Source organism: Sphingobacterium sp. LRF_L2, assembly GCF_965644235.1.
In the GTDB taxonomy this organism is placed as follows: domain Bacteria; phylum Bacteroidota; class Bacteroidia; order Sphingobacteriales; family Sphingobacteriaceae; genus Sphingobacterium.
On sequence record NZ_CBFFRI010000007.1, the window covers coordinates 115,774 to 134,337 of the forward strand.

14 protein-coding genes and 1 other RNA gene are annotated in these 18,564 nt (G+C 39.6%); 9 read left to right on the forward strand and 6 right to left on the reverse strand.

The window, feature by feature from the left end; genetic code table 11:
* Positions 1–55: 55 nt before the first annotated feature.
* Both ACSZOX_RS15200 and ACSZOX_RS15205 read right to left on the reverse strand, forming a co-directional pair.
* The gene (locus tag ACSZOX_RS15200) at positions 56–1,156 is read right to left on the reverse strand and encodes a mandelate racemase/muconate lactonizing enzyme family protein (protein ID WP_437920916.1); all 1,101 of its coding nucleotides are present in this window, start codon (positions 1,154–1,156) and stop codon (positions 56–58) included.
* 139 nt (positions 1,157–1,295) lie between these two features.
* The gene (locus ACSZOX_RS15205) at positions 1,296–1,910 is read right to left on the reverse strand and encodes a hypothetical protein (protein ID WP_437920917.1); all 615 of its coding nucleotides are present in this window, start codon (positions 1,908–1,910) and stop codon (positions 1,296–1,298) included.
* Positions 1,911–2,166: 256 nt separating this feature from the next.
* Between ACSZOX_RS15205 and gltB the strand changes: the two genes are divergently transcribed.
* A complete protein-coding gene (gene gltB / locus ACSZOX_RS15210) occupies positions 2,167–6,681 on the forward strand; it encodes a glutamate synthase large subunit (protein WP_437920918.1) in 4,515 nt (1,504 codons plus the stop codon).
* Between the two features lie 18 nt (positions 6,682–6,699).
* On the forward strand, positions 6,700–8,166 hold the full coding sequence (locus ACSZOX_RS15215; RefSeq protein WP_437920919.1) for a glutamate synthase subunit beta: 1,467 nt from the start codon (positions 6,700–6,702) through the stop codon (positions 8,164–8,166).
* Between the two features lie 159 nt (positions 8,167–8,325).
* On the opposite strand, the gene ACSZOX_RS15220 is transcribed toward ACSZOX_RS15215, so the two are convergent.
* The 3 genes from ACSZOX_RS15220 to tgt all read right to left on the reverse strand — a co-directional run bounded on the left by ACSZOX_RS15220 (position 8,326) and on the right by tgt (position 11,597).
* Complete coding sequence (locus tag ACSZOX_RS15220) at positions 8,326–9,234, reverse strand: DMT family transporter (RefSeq protein ID WP_437920920.1); 909 nt, start codon at positions 9,232–9,234, stop codon at positions 8,326–8,328.
* An 88-nt stretch (positions 9,235–9,322) separates the two neighbouring features.
* Entirely contained in the window at positions 9,323–10,405 is a 1,083-nt protein-coding gene (locus tag ACSZOX_RS15225) for an LptF/LptG family permease (protein ID WP_437920921.1), read from the reverse strand.
* A 61-nt stretch (positions 10,406–10,466) separates the two neighbouring features.
* Positions 10,467–11,597, reverse strand: a complete 1,131-nt coding sequence (gene tgt, locus ACSZOX_RS15230; protein ID WP_437920922.1) for a tRNA guanosine(34) transglycosylase Tgt — start codon at positions 11,595–11,597, stop codon at positions 10,467–10,469.
* Between the two features lie 148 nt (positions 11,598–11,745).
* On the opposite strand from tgt, the gene ACSZOX_RS15235 reads away from it, so the two are divergent.
* Positions 11,746–12,891: a glycosyltransferase gene (locus ACSZOX_RS15235; RefSeq protein ID WP_437920923.1), complete on the forward strand. Its 1,146-nt coding sequence runs from the start codon at positions 11,746–11,748 to the stop codon at positions 12,889–12,891.
* A gap of 15 nt (positions 12,892–12,906) precedes the next feature.
* Positions 12,907–13,542 (forward strand): 16S rRNA (guanine(527)-N(7))-methyltransferase RsmG, encoded by a 636-nt coding sequence (rsmG, locus tag ACSZOX_RS15240; RefSeq protein ID WP_437920924.1) that lies wholly within the window; start codon positions 12,907–12,909, stop codon positions 13,540–13,542.
* 203 nt (positions 13,543–13,745) lie between these two features.
* On the opposite strand, the gene ACSZOX_RS15245 is transcribed toward rsmG, so the two are convergent.
* Entirely contained in the window at positions 13,746–13,994 is a 249-nt protein-coding gene (locus tag ACSZOX_RS15245; protein ID WP_437920925.1) for a hypothetical protein, read from the reverse strand.
* Positions 13,995–14,056: 62 nt separating this feature from the next.
* Here ACSZOX_RS15245 and dprA point away from each other — a divergent pair, with 62 nt between their 5' ends.
* The 5 genes from dprA (at position 14,057) to accD (ending at position 18,532) form a co-directional block, all read left to right on the forward strand.
* The gene (gene dprA / locus ACSZOX_RS15250; RefSeq protein ID WP_437920926.1) at positions 14,057–15,157 is read left to right on the forward strand and encodes a DNA-processing protein DprA; all 1,101 of its coding nucleotides are present in this window, start codon (positions 14,057–14,059) and stop codon (positions 15,155–15,157) included.
* 22 nt (positions 15,158–15,179) lie between these two features.
* Positions 15,180–16,715, forward strand: coding sequence for an MFS transporter (locus ACSZOX_RS15255; RefSeq protein ID WP_437920927.1), 1,536 nt, complete (start codon positions 15,180–15,182; stop codon positions 16,713–16,715).
* A complete protein-coding gene (locus ACSZOX_RS15260; protein ID WP_437920928.1) occupies positions 16,715–16,942 on the forward strand; it encodes a DUF6814 family protein in 228 nt (75 codons plus the stop codon). The genes ACSZOX_RS15255 and ACSZOX_RS15260 overlap by 1 nt, the downstream gene beginning before the upstream one ends.
* Positions 16,943–17,024: 82 nt before the next feature.
* Positions 17,025–17,122: signal recognition particle sRNA small type (gene ffs, locus ACSZOX_RS15265), an RNA gene on the forward strand.
* Positions 17,123–17,686: 564 nt separating this feature from the next.
* A complete protein-coding gene (gene accD, locus ACSZOX_RS15270; protein ID WP_437920929.1) occupies positions 17,687–18,532 on the forward strand; it encodes an acetyl-CoA carboxylase, carboxyltransferase subunit beta in 846 nt (281 codons plus the stop codon).
* Positions 18,533–18,564 lie beyond the last annotated feature (32 nt).

An 18,564-nucleotide genomic window follows, 5' to 3' on the forward strand; every position in this document is an offset into this window, starting at 1 on the left:
GGTAAACAAACTGACCGACATGGGGTAGCTTGTTTTTATTTATCCTACAGATACCTTATCCTATGATCCAGCGCTCACATTGATCTAAAAATTCCGGTCGAATATCAGCTCCGATCCCTATTCCGTCAGAAACCGACACATGATAACCATTAAAGTGCACCCCACCCAGAACAGGATCCTCTAAATGCCCAATCATACAGGTATCCAAATCATAAAACTTAACATTTTTTGCGACATAGGCAAAATGAACCTTTGCAGATAACGCGAGACGGGATTCCAACATCCCTCCTATCATACAAGGAACTTTGTAATCACTTGCAACTTGTTGGATCTTCATAGCCTCTGTTATACCACCACTTTTAGCCAACTTGATATTGATATAATCACAACCATCATTTCGACAAATACGCTCCGCATCTCTATGGGAATAAACAGATTCATCAGCCATAATTGGAATAATTGTCTGACTACGCAATTCAGCTAATAAATGATCATTATAAGCTCGCATCGGTTGCTCACAAAATTGAATTTTAAAAGGCTCAAGACCTTGTAATGCTTCCAAAGCTTCATCAAATGTCCAGCCTTGGTTAGCATCAATACGTAACGGGATATCGAAGCCAACAACTCTTCTTATGGCACGTATTCGCATAACGTCTTCTTTCGGGTGTTTACCTAATTTAACTTTCAATACTTCAGCTCCCCTTTCTTTAAAATACAGCGCTTTCTCTGCCATAACTTCTGGTTCTCCAATACCGACTGTAATATCTGTAACAATCTCTTTTTTTTCTCCCCCAAGAAATTTATACAAAGGAAGAGCTGCATCCTTCGCAGCCAAATCGTACAACGCCATATCGAAAGCAGATTTAATCGTCATATTTCCCGCCACGTAATGATTGAGTTCCGACATCCGATCTACAATGGCCAAAGGATCTTTACCTTTCCAAAGTCTGGCAAAATCCTTCGCTAAGGCTAGGCAGGTATCTTGTGTTTCACCAACAATCATCGGGAAAGCAGAACATTCGCCAACCCCATACATTCCCACGTCTGTATGCACACGAATAAACACATTTTGTGCAAAAGACATCGTCCCTGTCGCAATGACAAAAGGTTCCATAGGAATACTTAACCGAAAAATTTCTACCGAAATGATTTTCATAGCTGCAAATTAATTTTAAAATAGTAAAATATCATATAATTTACCATATTCATTTAAAGAGAGATTCTTCTCTCAGCGAGAAAGTAAGGCCACTGATAAATTGATCCAAAAGATCCTTTAATAGCTTTCAAAAAAAAGATTACATATTCTTCTGAATCAATGCTGCCAAAGTCTTTGCAGTTTTTGCATACCCTTCAGCTATTCGATCGTTATTATTTTGCACGCCCACAAACCCCACATCACCGGGAGCTTCCCGACTTTCTATCTTCAGCAAAATCTTCCCAGGATTCGAAGATTCTATAAAAGTCAAAACTGTACTAACCTTAGCCTTCTGTTTCATCACCCCTGCAAACCAACCTGGATAAATCCAAGTCGTGGACACGAGTAGTGTATATTTTGCCTCCTTATTATCTGTAGAAGAAACAATTGATAAATTCTTATTCATAGAAGCTAAGAATTTATTAACAAACGTAGTCGACTTGGAGTCGTCCCAATCCTTCCGCCATACCTCTGCTTCCGCCTCACCTTTGTTCGAACCAATCTCTTCCATTCTATTTTTAATGTAAGTTTGCTCAGACATCATCTCATTATAGAACGTAACATCCCTATAATCAAATGCAATATTTAAAATACGTTGATCCCGTAAGAAGGCAAAATCTCCTGTTAGGATCTTTATCTTTTGGGCAAAACCCAACGAAGGGAGAATTAGAAATAACAACGTAGTAGCCAAAACTACTTTCAATACATGCTTCATATATTTTTATTTAGATTAACGCCTAAATATAAGGTAAAATGACAAGATTTTGCTCTCATCAGAATTTGTTCTCTTACACAATTCTGTTACAGAACGAAATTCTCATTTCTCTAAGTTTATCGAATAAGAATACAATATCAATAAAAAAAACGCTCTTATTTATAAATAAACTAACAACAAAGTTATTTTTTTATAAAATCTTTAACAAAAGATGTTTTTTATTTGTATATTAGCAACCTAATATTTTGAGGAGAAAATGATAAACGAAAGACTACCGGAACAAGGGCTTTATAACCCCGACTTTGAGCACGATGCCTGTGGAGTAGGTTTTGTAGCGCACATCAAAGGTCAGAAGTCGCACCAGCAAGTCAGAGATGCTTTAACCATGTTAGAAAACATGGAGCATAGAGGGGCGTGTGGTTGTGATCCTGAAAGTGGCGATGGTGCTGGTATTATGATCCAGCTACCTCATGAATTCTTATGGGAAGAATGTATAAATCTAGGTATTCAACTCGAAGAACCTGGTTATTACGGAACGGGAATGGTTTTCCTTCCTAAAGAAGAAGAGTTAAATACAATTTGTCGAGCTGCTATCATTTCTGCAACTGAGGAACGCGGAATGAAATTTTTAGGTTTTCGGGCGGTCCCTGTAACTCGTGATGGTATCGGTCCAACAGCATTAAGTGCAGAACCTGAAATTGTTCAGTTTTTCGTATCACGTCCCGATGGCGTTTCCACTACCGAAGATTTCGAACGGAAACTATTTGTGTTAAGACGTTTCATTATCCAAAAAGTAAAACAACATCAAGAATATCCGTTGCCACTTTACATAGCTTCGCTTTCTTGCAAAACTATTATCTACAAAGGGCAACTCACAACATATCAAGTAGGCACTTATTACGATGATCTTAAAGATCCTCGAGTAGTTTCTGCTTTCGGTTTAGTCCACTCTCGTTTCTCTACAAACACGTTCCCGTCATGGTCTTTGGCACAGCCCTTCCGCAATATTGCTCATAATGGCGAAATCAACACCTTGACCGGTAATCTAAACTGGTTTTACGCTGGAGCGCGGTCCTTGTCGTCTCCTTATTTTACAGAAGAGGAGATGCAAATCTTACTCCCTGTTGTAGATCGCGGACAGTCAGATTCAGCATGTCTTGATAACGTTGTAGAACTCCTGCTCCATAGTGGCAGAAGTCTACCACATGTCATGTTAATGCTCGTTCCTGAGGCTTGGGATGGAAATACCCAAATGGATCCTTTGAAAAAAGCATTCTACGAATATCACGCAACACTAATGGAGCCTTGGGATGGTCCAGCTGCATTATGTTTCACAGATGGTAAAACTATCGGGGCTACTTTGGATCGTAATGGATTGCGTCCATTACGTTTTGCCATTACCTCAGACGACCGAGTTATCGTCGCATCCGAGGCTGGAGCATTACCGATCCCAGAAAGTCTTATTATTAAAAAAGGACGTCAACAACCTGGAAAAATCTTCGTTGTTGACATGGAAAAAGGTGTGATCCGTTCCGACGAAGAGGTAAAGGGAGAATTAATCAGTCAACAACCTTACAACGAGTGGTTAAACAACTATAAAATCCGCATGGATGAATTAGAGGAACCTCGTGTAACTTATACTTATTTAAAGAAAGAATCCGTTTTCAAATACCAACAGGCTTTTGGTTATTCACGGGAGGATCTGGAGACGATCTTAACTCCAATGGCTTTAACAGGGTATGAGCCTATTGGGTCAATGGGAACGGATGTCCCTCTTGCTATTCTTTCCGATCAGCCACAACATTTATCGAGCTATTTCAAGCAATTTTTCGCGCAGGTCACGAATCCTCCTATTGATCCGATCCGTGAACGTCTGGTCATGAGTTTGGCGACATTTATAGGAAATGCAGGCAATATCCTGATTGAAGATAAAAAATTCTGTCACTGTGTTACCTTAGAACATCCAATATTAACGTCAAGCGAACTTGAAAAACTTCGTTCGATTGATACGGGTATATTTCAAGCAAAGACTTTACAGCTTTACTTTCAAGCGGATGGCAAACCTGGTTCTCTGGAAGCAGGTCTAGAAAGACTTTGCCGTTACGCTGATGACGCGGTACGCGATGGCTTCGAAGTCATTATCTTATCCGATCGTGCAATAGATTCGCAACATGCTGCTATACCATCTATTTTAGCGGTATCCGCTGTTCATCACCACCTCATCAAAACAGGAAACAGAGGAGCTGTTGGTCTAGTTGTTGAAGCAGGTGACGTTTGGGAAGTACACCACTTCGCTTGTTTATTAGCTTTCGGGGCAACGGCGATCAACCCTTACATGGCTTTGGCTTCTATCCGTACCATGAAAGAACTGGGACAGATAGAAACAGACTTGGCTTGGGATGATTTAAGGAAAAACTATGTCAAAGCAATTTGTGCAGGCCTTCTGAAAATTTTCTCAAAAATGGGAATATCTACGCTACAATCTTACCATGGCGCACAAATTTTCGAAGTGCTAGGTATTGATAAATCTGTTGTAGATAACTACTTCTGTGGCTCTGTTTCCCGTATCGGAGGTCTTGCCTTAGACGATATTGCAAAAGAAGCACTCTCCAAACATTGGCGCGCATTCGGCGAATCACGTGTAGAAAAGAAATTACTACCTGAAGGCGGTATATATCAGTGGAAACGTCGTGGCGAAGGTCACCTTTGGAGTCCTGAAACGGTACACCTTTTACAAAAAGCCTGTCGTACAACGGACTACAACTCTTATAAACAATATGCTTCGATAATCAATAACCAAAAAGAGCGTATGTATACGCTACGTGGTCTATTGGATTTCGCTAAACATAGAACACCTGTTTCTATCGACGAAGTAGAACCTATTGAAAGCATCATGAAACGCTTTGCGACTGGCGCTATGTCAATGGGATCCATTTCTACGGAAGCGCACAGCACTTTAGCCATTGCAATGAACCGTATTGGTGCAAAAAGTAACACCGGCGAAGGAGGAGAAGATCCTATGCGTTTTGAGCGTCTACCTAACGGTGATTCTATGCGTTCTGCAATCAAACAAGTTGCTTCTGCTCGCTTTGGTGTAACATCACATTACCTTACTGAAGCCGATGAGATACAAATCAAAATGGCTCAAGGTGCAAAACCAGGTGAAGGAGGACAGCTTCCTGGACACAAGGTTAATGATTTTATTGCCCGTTTACGTCACGCTACTCCTGGAGTGGGATTAATATCTCCTCCTCCTCACCACGATATCTACTCGATCGAAGATTTAGCGCAGCTAATCTTCGACCTCAAAAATGCAAACCGTAAGGCTAGAATTAATGTAAAATTGGTTTCCAAAGCTGGTGTAGGAACAATCGCTGCCGGGGTAGCCAAAGCACACGCTGATGTGATCTTAATAGCTGGTTACGATGGTGGTACAGGAGCATCTCCTATCAGTTCTATAAAACATGCAGGTTTGCCGTGGGAATTGGGATTAGCTGAAGCTCACCAAACACTTGTACAAAACAAACTTCGTAGCCGTGTAGTTCTTCAAGCTGACGGACAAATGAAAACAGGTCGCGATATCGTTATTGCAACTTTACTTGGCGCAGAAGAGTGGGGTGTTGCAACAGCAGCTCTCGTCGCTGGTGGGTGTATCATGATGCGTAAATGCCATTTAAATACTTGTCCTGTAGGTGTGGCAACGCAAGATCCCGAATTACAAAAACTTTTCTCTGGAAAACCAGAAGATATCGTCAACCTCTTCCGTTTCCTAGCAGAAGAAATTCGCGAAATCATGGCGCAACTAGGCTTCCGGACAATAAATGAAATGGTTGGACGTGCTCAGTTCTTGAAAAAACGGGAAAATATCGACCACTGGAAAGCTTCTAAAATCGATTTCTCTAAAATACTATACGTTGCTAGAAATGAGCCTTCAGAAAGTTTATACAACACACAAGAACAGGATCATGGTATGAGTATGATTCTTGACTGGGGACTATTAACTCAGGCAAAATCAGCTCTTGAAACAAAAACACCTGCGTTCGGAACTTTCAAGGTCAAAAATACGGACCGAACTATCGGAACTATGCTCTCCAATGAGATTTCCAAATTGTACGGTGCAGAAGGTCTACCTGATAACACGATTAATTTTAAATTTGAAGGTTCAGCCGGCCAATCTTTTGGCGCATTTGGAGCCAAAGGTCTTTCGTTCGAATTAGAGGGAGAAGCAAATGACTATGTTGGTAAAGGTTTATCTGGTGCACAGCTGGCTATTTATCCAACAGATGATAGTCCTTTGACAGCGCACGACAATATCATTATTGGTAACGTTGCGTTATACGGAGCCACTTCTGGACATCTTTTCATCAACGGTATGGCAGGTGAACGTTTTGCGGTGCGTAATTCCGGAGCAACAGCAGTAGTTGAAGGAATCGGTGATCATGGATGTGAATACATGACTGGGGGCCGCGCACTTATACTCGGCCCGACAGGAAGAAACTTTGCAGCTGGTATGAGTGGTGGTATCGCTTGGATATACGACATATCAGGTACATTCAGAGACAACTGTAATCAAGAAATGGTTGATCTCGATCCTCTTGATACAGAAGACGAGAACGCCATCATTGCATTATTGAAGCGTCATATTAACTTGACCAACAGTGAAAGAGCTAGCTTCATTTTAGAACATTGGGGTACAGAAAAGAACAAATTCATTAAAGTATTTCCTCGGGAATACAAAAATGTACTACTTAAAAAATTAGTCGAAGCTTAATACAGAGAGGAAATAGTCATGGGAAAACCAACAGGATTTTTAGAATTTGAAAGAGCGCTTCCTCAGAAAGAATCTGTAGAAAGCAGAAAACAAAATTATCAAGAGTTTGCACACAGCTATTCAGATGATCAGCTGAATAATCAAGCAGCTCGATGTATGAATTGCGGAATTCCGTTTTGCCATTCGGGATGTCCACTAGGAAATGTTATTCCAGAATTCAACGATGCCGTTTATGATGGACGCTGGGAAGAGGCTTATAATATCTTAGTTTCTACAAACAATTTCCCGGAATTTACCGGAAGAATATGCCCAGCACCGTGCGAAGCTGCCTGCGTACTTGGAATAAATAAATCGCCTGTAGCAATTGAGGAAATAGAAAAACATATTATCGAAATTGCCTTCAAACGTAACTATGTTCAACCGAACAAAACATACATCAAAACAGGAAAACGTATTGCTGTCGTAGGGTCAGGCCCTGCAGGCCTAGCCGCAGCAGCCCAATTAAATAAAGCTGGCCATGATGTAGTCGTATACGAACGTGACGACAAACCTGGAGGCTTGTTACGTTATGGTATTCCCGACTTCAAACTTGACAAAGACGTCATCGACCGTCGGGTAGAAGTTATGAAACAATCTGGTATTGTATTCCACACAAACGCTGAAGTTGGAGTCAATGTTCCTGCGAGTGAACTTCAGGCATATGACGCAATTGTATTAGCTGGAGGCTCTACAATTCCGAGGAACCTTCCAATACCTGGCCGTGAACTAAAAGGAGTTCATTATGCCATGGAATTCTTAAAACAACAAAACAAACGGGTTGGCTCCTCTCCTATCGATGTAGAGGAGATACACGCCGCTGATAAAAATGTCTTGGTCATTGGAGGTGGTGATACAGGTTCAGATTGTGTGGGAACATCTAACCGTCATGGAGCTAAAAGTGTAACACAGTTTGAACTGATGCCACAACCACCAAAAGAGCGTACCGTTGCTATGCCTTGGCCTACATATCCTATGCTTCTAAAGACTACCACTTCACATGAGGAAGGTTGTCAACGTTTTTGGAGCGTCAGTACAAAATCATTTTTAGGTGATGATAATGGCAACTTACGCGCAGCACTTGTTGTTGATTTGGAATGGGAGACTGATTCTTTCGGTCGACCTACAAAATTCAAAGAGGTTGAAGGATCCGAAAGGGAATTGCCTTGTGAGTTAGTAACACTTGCTATGGGATTCTTACACCCACAGCACGAAGGTCTGTTACAACAATTAGGGGTAAAAATAAATGAAAGAGGAAATGTTGACGCCTTAGAGGGTGACTACAAATCTTCAGTAGACAAAGTATTTGTTGCTGGAGATATGCGACGAGGACAATCATTAGTTGTCTGGGCTATTTCCGAAGGTCGCGAATGCGCTAGAAAAGTAGACGAATACCTCATGGGATATTCAGAACTAGAGCGCAAAGATAAAGCTGTCTCATACGCTTAATTTCATATACTTTAGTACAAAGTGAAAAACCGGACTAGGTCCGGTTTTTTTCATTTTATATACTCTTCTAAACAAGTTTTCTATTCTATCGAAAACTCCTATCATACGACGTCTACAAGTTGGGGAATCAATATTTCTTCGGGAGGCTCACGGCAGGCACTATATCTCCTTCTGTGTTAAGTCTACCTTTGACTTCGCGAATTTTGTCTTCAAATAAGGATAAAGAAAAACAGCTCCCAGAACAATAAAAGCCCCTATATAAAAACCCAAACTCATCGTTTCTTTATGACCAAAGATTAAAATAGCTAACAAGATGCCATATACAGGTTCCATATTGGTTGTCAACGCAACAGTAAATGCACTTAGTTCCTTCATTACTGCCACTCCAAGCACATAGGCTACTGCAGTACAAATTATGCCCAAAAGCAGCAAATAGGCCCAATCTTCTCCATGCAACCACATCTCCTGGCTAAAATCTCCTGTAAATAACATCATAACCGACACCCAGAAAAAAGCGCCTAGCATCTCATAAAAGGTGATAATCGTAGGACTTGTATGTTTCACCATCCGAGCGTTTAATATAGAAAATACACTTGCGCAGACTGCACAAGCTAGCCCGCAAAGAATGCCCCACACATATTGAAACTCAAATTTAAAAATAAGGTAAATGCCGAAAACGATCACCACTCCTATTGTCACATCCGCCTTCGAAATTCGCTTTTTATTGATCAACGGCTCCAGAATTGAAGTAAATAAGGTAACAGAAGACAGAGTAACCAGAGTAACGGATACCGTTGAAATTTTAATCGCGTGGAAAAACAAAACCCAATGTAAACCTACGACTCCTCCGACAAGTAAAAATTGTATTAACCGATCACGAGTAACGTGAACAGATTTGCCCGCAAAAATAAAATAGATAAATAAAGACAACGCTGCGATGAGCACACGGTACCACACCAAATGTAATGCGGAAATTGAGATTAAACCTCCTAATACACCTGTAAATCCCCATATCAACACCGTTAAATGCAGAATAAGGACATTTTTATTAACAATAAATCGAGTCATTACAAAATAACATATGATATTTAAGATCATTAGACGATCCTAAAATACACCTAACGAAGAGGCGCAGAAAAAACAAATAACATAGCTTTTATTTTGGAGCTTTATGCTTTAGCCAAAACCCCAGCGTCAAAAATAACACGTTTGGTATTAAAATCGCAATAAGTGGCGGAAGCCCCCCTTTTAAAGAAAACATTGTAGAAAACTGAACCAGCACTAGGTAAGTAAAACTCAAGGCAATACCTATCCCTAAACTCAATCCAATTCCACCACGTACTTTCTTAGATGAAAGAGACACCCCCATCAACGTCAAAATAAATGCTGAAAAAGGGCTGATATAACGTTTATATTTTTCAAGCAATAAATCCGTCATCATACCTGTCCCTCGCGTTTCTTCCTTGCTGATCCGGTCATTTAGCTCTCGCGTATCCATGGCCGTAAATACATTGTCATAAACCTCGAAATCCCGCGGCAACATATCTAACGTAGTATCACGACTAACACCTTTATCCATCGTCTCTTTCAATCCATCAATTTTCCTAACCGTATAATCTTCAATCTTCCATTTCGTTGCAACAGAATCCCAAGTAATACGTTGTGAAATTAATTTCTCTATGAGCTGATCGCCGTCAAACTTCTCAAGTGAAAAATCAAATCCTATATTTCTCTTTGTATCAAAATTACCTATGTATACATAGGTATTAGAATCGATTTGCATATGAGTGGATGGTGTAGTCGTGCTAACTTTCTGTGGCTTTACATATACATTTTCAAAACTCACTTTAATTTTATTCGTATACGGGATAATCCAGATATTAGAAGCAAACGTAAATAAGAAAATTATACCCGCAGCAATCATATAAGGCCGTAAAAAACGATTAAAGCTCATCCCTCCGCTCAAGATTGGAACAACTTCAGTTTGATCCGCCATCTTCGAAGTAAAGAAAATAACGGCGATAAAATTAATCAGCGGCGTTAACATATTCAAGAAAAAAGGGATACTTCCTAATGCATAATACTCTAAGAACACCTTTGACATAGGCGCCTTATTTTTTAAGAAGTCGTCCAATTTCTCAGAAACATCGAATACGACAATCACTACAATGAAAATACCCACCGTAAAAACGAAAGTACTCAAGTATTTCTTAATGATATAGCGATCTATAATATTCATCTACTAAAAATTATAATTCATTCACCTTGCATGGATAACACTAAAAATTCGAAAACCCGAATTACAACCTCTGGCCTAGCACTTTAACCATTTTCTCTTTCCATGCATAGAAAGTTCCCTCAACGATCTTCTCGCGGGCTTGTTTCACCAACCATAAATAAAAATGAAGATTATGAAGAGACGCAATTTGTGCACCTAAAATTTCTTGTGAACGAATCAGATGTCGAAGGTATGCCTTCGTATGTACTTGATCCACTAACAAATCACTCTCAGCCTCAATTGGTGAAAAATCATCTTTCCATTTTTCATTTTTGATATTGATGATACCGTTCTGTGTAAACAACATACCGTTGCGTGCATTACGTGTGGGCATCACACAATCAAACATATCAATTCCCAATGCGATATTCTCCAAGATATTTACCGGTGTACCCACGCCCATTAGATAACGAGGTTTATCTTTCGGCAATATGTTGGTAACCACTTCCGTCATGGCATACATTTCTTCAGCGGGTTCTCCTACAGAAAGTCCTCCAATTGCATTCCCATCACGGTTAAATGAAGCGATTACTTCAGCTGATTTCTCACGAAGATCTTTATATACAGAGCCCTGAACGATAGGAAAAAGCGTTTGTTCATATCCATACAAAGAATCTGTGCTATCGAAACGGTCGACACAACGTTTCAACCAACGATGTGTCATATCCAGCGACTTACGGGCATAACTATATTCGCAAGGATACGGTGTACATTCATCAAAAGCCATAATAATATCAGCCCCAATCACACGCTGCGTATCCATCACATTCTCTGGTGTAAAAAGATGTTTAGATCCGTCAATGTGTGAACGGAACGTCACCCCTTCTTCTCGTATTTTACGTACTTCCGTAAGCGAATAAACCTGATAGCCCCCCGAATCGGTAAGTATAGGGCCATCCCAATGATTGAATTTGTGTAGCCCCCCAGCTTTGTGCAACACATCCAATCCAGGACGAAGATATAAATGATAAGTATTTCCCAAGATAATCTGTGCTTGGATATCCTGAACAAGTTCATGTTGATGTACAGCCTTCACAGTTCCTGCGGTACCTACTGGCATAAAAATAGGTGTTTGAATAGCGCCATGTGCTGTTTCCAACACCCCAGCTCTTGCCTTCGATTCCTTATCCTCTGCCTGAAGCGTAAATTTCATATCGTTATTTTTCCTCTCTAACCCTTGATAAAATCAACTGCAAAAATAGGATAAAATTCGTGAGTAAACGAGTACGGGACAAAAAGTTAATAAAACTTAACTATTCTCCCAAATATCTTCACAGAACACCTTATCTTTGAGGCTTTGTATGCAACAACTCGAATTACTTATACCTTATTTGCCTTTTATTCTCTTCGGGATATTAGGCATATTAGTGCTCTTACAGCTTTATTATATCTATTTTTCTTACGGTAAACTGAATACTTATAAAGTGGAGACATTCCAGAAAGAAGTCGACCAACCGCCTGTTAGTATCATTATTTGCGCCCATAACGAGCAAGACAATTTACGCGCATTTCTTCCCTATATTATGGATCAGAATTATCCTCAGTTTGAAGTCATTCTTGTCAACGACTGCTCGGATGATGATACCCCTTGGATTCTTCATGAATTTGCCCAAAAGTACCCGAATCACTTTAAAATCGTAGAAATAAAAGACTACATCAGATTAAAGAACACAAAAAAATACGCGGTAACCATGGGAATTAAAGCTGCAAAATATGAACATCTTGTATTTACAGATGCAGACTGTCAACCCCAAAGTCCGAATTGGCTTTCCGAAATCGTAGGCGCTTTTACCTCCGGAAAAGAAATTGTGTTAGGATATTCTCCATACTTTAAAGAGAAAGGTTTCCTCAACAAATTAATAAGGTTTGAAACCACACATACCGCGATGAGTTACCTGTCCTATGCTTTAAAGACTAATGCTTATATGGGCGTAGGTCGAAATTTGGCCTATACCAAAACATTATTTTTTAAAGGAAAGGGATTTAACAAACATATGCACATCAAGTCTGGTGACGACGATCTTTTTGTTAATCATAATGCGACGGCCTCGAATGTAAATATAGCCATTCATCCAGATGCTCATGTATACTCTGTTCCAAAAAAAACATGGAAAAGTTATTATACACAAAAAGCGCGTCATGCTGGAGCCTCCGTCCTTTATCAGACAAAACACAAGCGTATGCTAGCCACCCAATTGGTATCTGCAGTACTTTTTTATACAGCATTGATCACCTGCCTTATCAGCTACCCTTCTTATTGGTTTATTCCAGTATCTTTTTACATGCTACGTCTAATCAGTCAATATATTATTTTTAGTCGTATCTATCGAAAGCTAGCGGTATCGGATCTTCTTTTTTGGCTCCCCCTATTAGACTTTTTTTATTACTTCTATATTTGCATTAACGGTTTATTTAACCGTCGTAAATCAAAACTTTCTTGGAAGTAAGAAATTTAACACACCATGAATCCAACTGTCGACATTATCTATAACTATTTTCCTCGCTTGACGGAAAAACAGAAACAACAATTCGCACAACTAGCAGAAGTGTACCCTTTTTGGAATAACCAAATCAATGTTATTTCTCGAAAAGACATGGATAGCCTCTATCTACACCACGTATTGCATTCCTTAGGTATCGCAAAATTTATAACTGATTTCACACCGGGCACGAGAATACTAGATGTAGGAACCGGAGGAGGTTTCCCGGGCATTCCACTTGCCATACTATTTCCACTGGTTAAATTTCATTTAGTAGATTCCATAGGGAAGAAAATCAAGGTAGTACGCGAAGTCGCCCAAGCTATCGGTCTCGAGAATGTAGAAGCTGATCATATCAGAGCAGAGCAACTCGACTATAAATATGACTTTGTTATTTCTCGTGCAGTAACACGTCTAGGCGAATTCGCGCCTTGGATCAGAAATAAATTTGAGAAAAAAGACAAAAATGGCATTCCTAATGGCATTCTCTATCTTAAAGGAGGAGAACTAAAGGAAGAGATAAAAGAATCAAAACTTAAAGCGGAACTTCACCCTTTATCCAGTTATTTCACCGAAGATTTTTTCGATACAAAATATGTCGTTTACGTGCCGATGTAGTGGCTTCAGCGGTAAAAAACCCGTAACACGTTCTAATCTTCGACACATTTCCAAAATAAATATTTAACGGAACAAGACACATGGACAATCTTCGATAAAATTGTCCATGTGTCTATCAGCCCTCCTTCATTTTTTGCATCCGCTGTTTCTTCTTAAACAATCTTTACGGACTAAAGTACTGCCTCTCCTCAAGGAGAATATTTTTAAGATGATGAACCTTGTTCTTCAAGTATCTTCTGACCTATAAAATTCACTTCTTCATCCATCCCGAAAAGCGGCAATTCTGTCTCAGGATTCAATTTCAACCAAGAGGAATCCGTATCCTTTATAATCTTAAGATACTCCTCTCCATTTTTAAAAACGATATAAACATCCTTTTCTTCGGGGAACACCGAATAAACGACATCTCCCCACTCAATATCAAACGGTTCTTGTGGCCCTTGTAATTCCATATTTTTATTTTCGATCAAAGTTAGAATTTTTAAACAAATTTCTTATTTTTAAGAATCCAGTTATGAACAAGTTACAACAAATTGCACTTACCAAGATCAGAGGTGTAGGTCCTAAGACCGCACGCTTGCTTCTAGACCACTGTGGTTCTGTGGATGCTATTTTTGCGGCCGACAAAAAAGAATTGTTACATATTCCGAATATCGGTCAGACCACCGTAGCCTCTATTTTATCCAAAAACCATATTGATGAAGCAGAAAAAGAGCTTCAATTTATAGAAAAACATCATATTGATGTATTATGGACAGATGACCCACAATATCCAAAACGACTAAAGCAATGTGAGGATGCTCCGTTAGTTCTATATTATAAAGGGCATGCAGCTTTGAATCCCAAGCGATGCGTTAGCATCGTAGGCACCCGAAATGCGACAAGTTACGGAAAACGTATATGCGAAGAATTAGTCGAAGGACTTCAAAATCTTGATGTTCAAATCATTAGTGGACTCGCCTACGGCATCGATGTCAATGCTCATCGTTTAGCGGTACGACACCACATCCCTACAATTGGCGTCTTAGGTCATGGTCTAGACCGCATATATCCTGCTGCCCACCGGGAACTTGCCTCCCGCATGCTAGATGAAGGTGGACTTCTTACCGAGTTTCCATCTGGAACTAACCCCGATCGTTCAAACTTTCCGGCAAGAAACCGGATTATTGCTGGTTTAGCGGATGTCACTATTGTAATTGAAGCCGCTCAAAAAGGAGGTGCATTGATTACAGCAGAAATCGCCAATAGTTATAATAGAGATGTTTGTGCTTTTCCCGGAGCTATCGATCAAGAATATTCTGCAGGATGTAACTATCTCATCAAGACCAATCGCGCCCATCTTATTCGTCATGTCGACGATTTACGCTATCTTATGGATTGGAACTCAACCCTTCAAAGTAAAAAACAAGACACACAGCTTTCTTTACTTTCTATGGCCTTGAGTAAAGATCAACAAACAGTATACAACTACCTAAAAGACAAGGATCATGCCCCAATCGATGCTCTTGTAAACGACTTAGATTGGCCGACAAGTAAATTAGCTATGATTCTTTTAGAGATGGAAATGAACAATATCATACTTTCTCTACCCGGCAAATGCTACAAGATTCTATAAAATTATAACCTTAAATAAATACATGCAAAACGAAAAGAAAAACTTATGGAAAGTGATTGGCGCATCATCGCTAGGCACACTCATTGAATGGTATGACTTTTTCATTTTTGGGAGTCTATCGATAGTCTTATCTACTAAATTTTTTCCTGCCGACAATCCTACTGCCGCATTTCTCTCTACACTCGCGACTTTCGCTGCGGGGTTCGTCGTTCGCCCATTTGGAGCACTGTTCTTCGGAAGACTTGGAGACTTAATCGGTCGGAAATATACGTTTATGGTGACTCTTATGCTTATGGGAGGAGCAACCTTTCTCATTGGCTGTACACCGAGCTACGAAAGCATAGGCTTCTTGGCACCTTTGATTGTACTTATTCTTCGCCTGTTGCAAGGATTAGCACTAGGAGGTGAATATGGGGGAGCAGCTACTTACGTCGCTGAGCACAGCCCTGAAGGACAACGCGGATACTGGACCTCGTGGATACAAACGACGGCCACTTTCGGCCTCTTCATCTCCTTAGTAGTTATCCTTCTTACACGACTACTTCTTACAGAGCAACAATTTGACACCTGGGGTTGGCGTGTCCCTTTCGTCCTATCCATTCTTATGGTTTATGTATCCTATCTCATACGCAAGAATATGGATGAGTCGCCCGAATTTGCAAAAGCAAAATCCGAAGGAAAAACAGCAAAAAACCCTCTTAAAGAAAGCTTTGGAAATAGATACAACCTCAAATTTGTTTTACTAGCACTATTTGGTGCCGCTATGGGACAAGGTGTAGTATGGTATACAGGTCAATTTTATGCTATGAGCTTTATGAAAACAGTCATGTTTATCGACACCGATCAAGCGGACTTGATTTTAGGTATTGCTTTGCTATTAGGCACTCCCTTTTTTGTCATCTGTGGTAAACTAAGCGATAAACTAGGGCGAAAATGGATCATGTTAGCAGGCATGTTATTGGCTGTAACAACCTATCGTCCCATATACGAACAAATGTATCAGCTGAGTAACATTGAAACAAAAATAGAAAACAAAGAACTTCGACATAATGAAACAGAGGTAACCAATATAGAAGGAGAAAAAAAAGAGATCACCACACATCGTAAAACATATACCGATGGAACACTAGTCAAACAAACAACGAGCAAAACACTTGATAAGAATAAAGAGAGCTTGTCAAATGCTCAGGAACAGCATACAAAGACTTCCATACATCTTTCTGGAAGTAATTATATTAAACTTGTCTTACTCATCTTTATTCAGATCATTTATATTACATTGGCATACGGGCCAATTGCGGCATTCTTAGTCGAAATTTTCCCTGTAAAGATAAGATATACGTCAATGTCTCTTCCTTACCATGTAGGAAACGGGATTTTTGGAGGCTTACTTCCTGCTGTTTCTACTTATTTAGCGAGTAATGCACACAGCAATGGCGACCCTCAGTACTATCTGGCAGGATTGTGGTATCCTATAATCATCTCCGCGGTATGTTTCCTTATCGGAACGTTATACATAACAAAATCAATGGCAACAAAAAATATACAAAATTCATAATGGAAAATTTAAAGAAATTTTTAGGCCTCGTCTGGATAGTTTTGGCTATATTAACCGCCTACTTCTGTATTTTTCAATTTGGACTTCCCAAGTTAACAACGGGAAATCAGGAGGATTTAGTCTTCGGAATTATTATTCTTTTTATTTTAACTCCTATAATAAGTATCGGTTTAGCCACTTTTGGCTATTTTGCATGGAAAGGCGAATACGGAGAAGAGAAAATGTAATTTTTATTACTGACAATCAAGCCCCTATACACAGTAAATAAAAAAAGTTTTCAGAACCCTATTTTTTTACTACTTTTGTCGCGGGCAAGTCTCCTACGACCAGCTCCCATTGACTCCCCCAGGTTGGGAACAAAGCAAGGGTAATTGGTTGAGCGGTGCGATAGGAGTAGCTTGCCCCTTTTTTAAAAATCTAGAAGCGCGTTAAGAAGCGCTTTTTTTATGCCTTCTCTCTTCTAAATAAACCCTAGCAACAAGTATCGGATGGATCATGAACAACAGTTGTTGAGGAGGAATAAAATGTCCGATATTTGTTTTTTTTGTACAGCAAAAGCAAGTATAATTGGAACGTCCGCTCGGGATTACCTTATCCCATAAGCTTAAACGAGACGGAAGTTTACTTCGAAGAGAATCTTCTGAAATAACATATTCCCCACCACTTGAACCCCTTTCTTCTTTGGTATTCCATCTTTTCACAAAAATATGCCCAAGCAATTTATAGACCTGGAACTAAAACTAAATTAAAATTGCAAGTATTAAAGCGCATCTTCTACACTAAAAGAGAGAAAGCCAGAACAATAACTCGACAAATGACTCAGCTAAAAAAGTTTTCATCCGTCGGCGAAATGCCTTAAAAAGACAAGAGAACTTTTGACGTATTAAACACAATCACTTTCAATAAAAAAACGATTAATCCATTTTTAGGATATTTTTCGTTTATTTGTAGTCCGAATTAGCGAAAACTTTATGAGTTGGTTTAAAAGAAACAAAGCAGGTATCAGTACTGCTACCGAAAATAAAAAGGAAGCACCTGATGGCATGTGGAATAAATGCCCGAACTGTAAGAAGCCTTTATTGAATAGCGAGCAGATCGAAAACAAATATGTATGTCAATATTGCGATTATCATATCCGTATTGGGTCGTCGGCATACTTTTCTATCCTTTTTGATGACAATAACTTCACTGAATTATTTGAAAACCTGAGCTCTGGAGACCCTCTACATTTTTCCGACACTAAACCTTATCCTGTTCGTTTAGCTGATAGCCAAGCAAAAACAGGATTAAAGGATGCAATCCGTTGCGGACATGGTAAAATAGAGGGACAAGATGTTGTCATTGCGTGCATGGACTTCAATTTCATTGGTGGTTCGATGGGCTCAGTTGTTGGAGAAAAAATTGCCAGATCTATAGATTATTGTCTTGAACATAAGATTCCCTTTATGCTCATTTCCAAATCAGGTGGTGCCCGAATGATGGAAGCAGCTTTCTCTTTGATGCAAATGGCAAAAACGTCAGCAAAATTAGCTTTATTGGCTAAAGCACAAATTCCTTATGTATGCCTTCTAACAGACCCTACAACAGGAGGTGTTACAGCGTCCTACGCGATGCTAGGAGACATCAATATTGCTGAACCAGGCGCACTTATTGGTTTTGCTGGACCACGCGTTATTAAAGAAACAATCAAGAAAGATTTACCAAAAGGATTCCAAACATCCGAATTCGTACTAGAACATGGCTTCCTTGATTTTATAGTCGATAGAAGGAACTTAAAAACAAAAGTTGCTACTTATTTACGACTCGTATACGCATAATCATAGTATTTTTTATAAAGTAAATAAGCCGT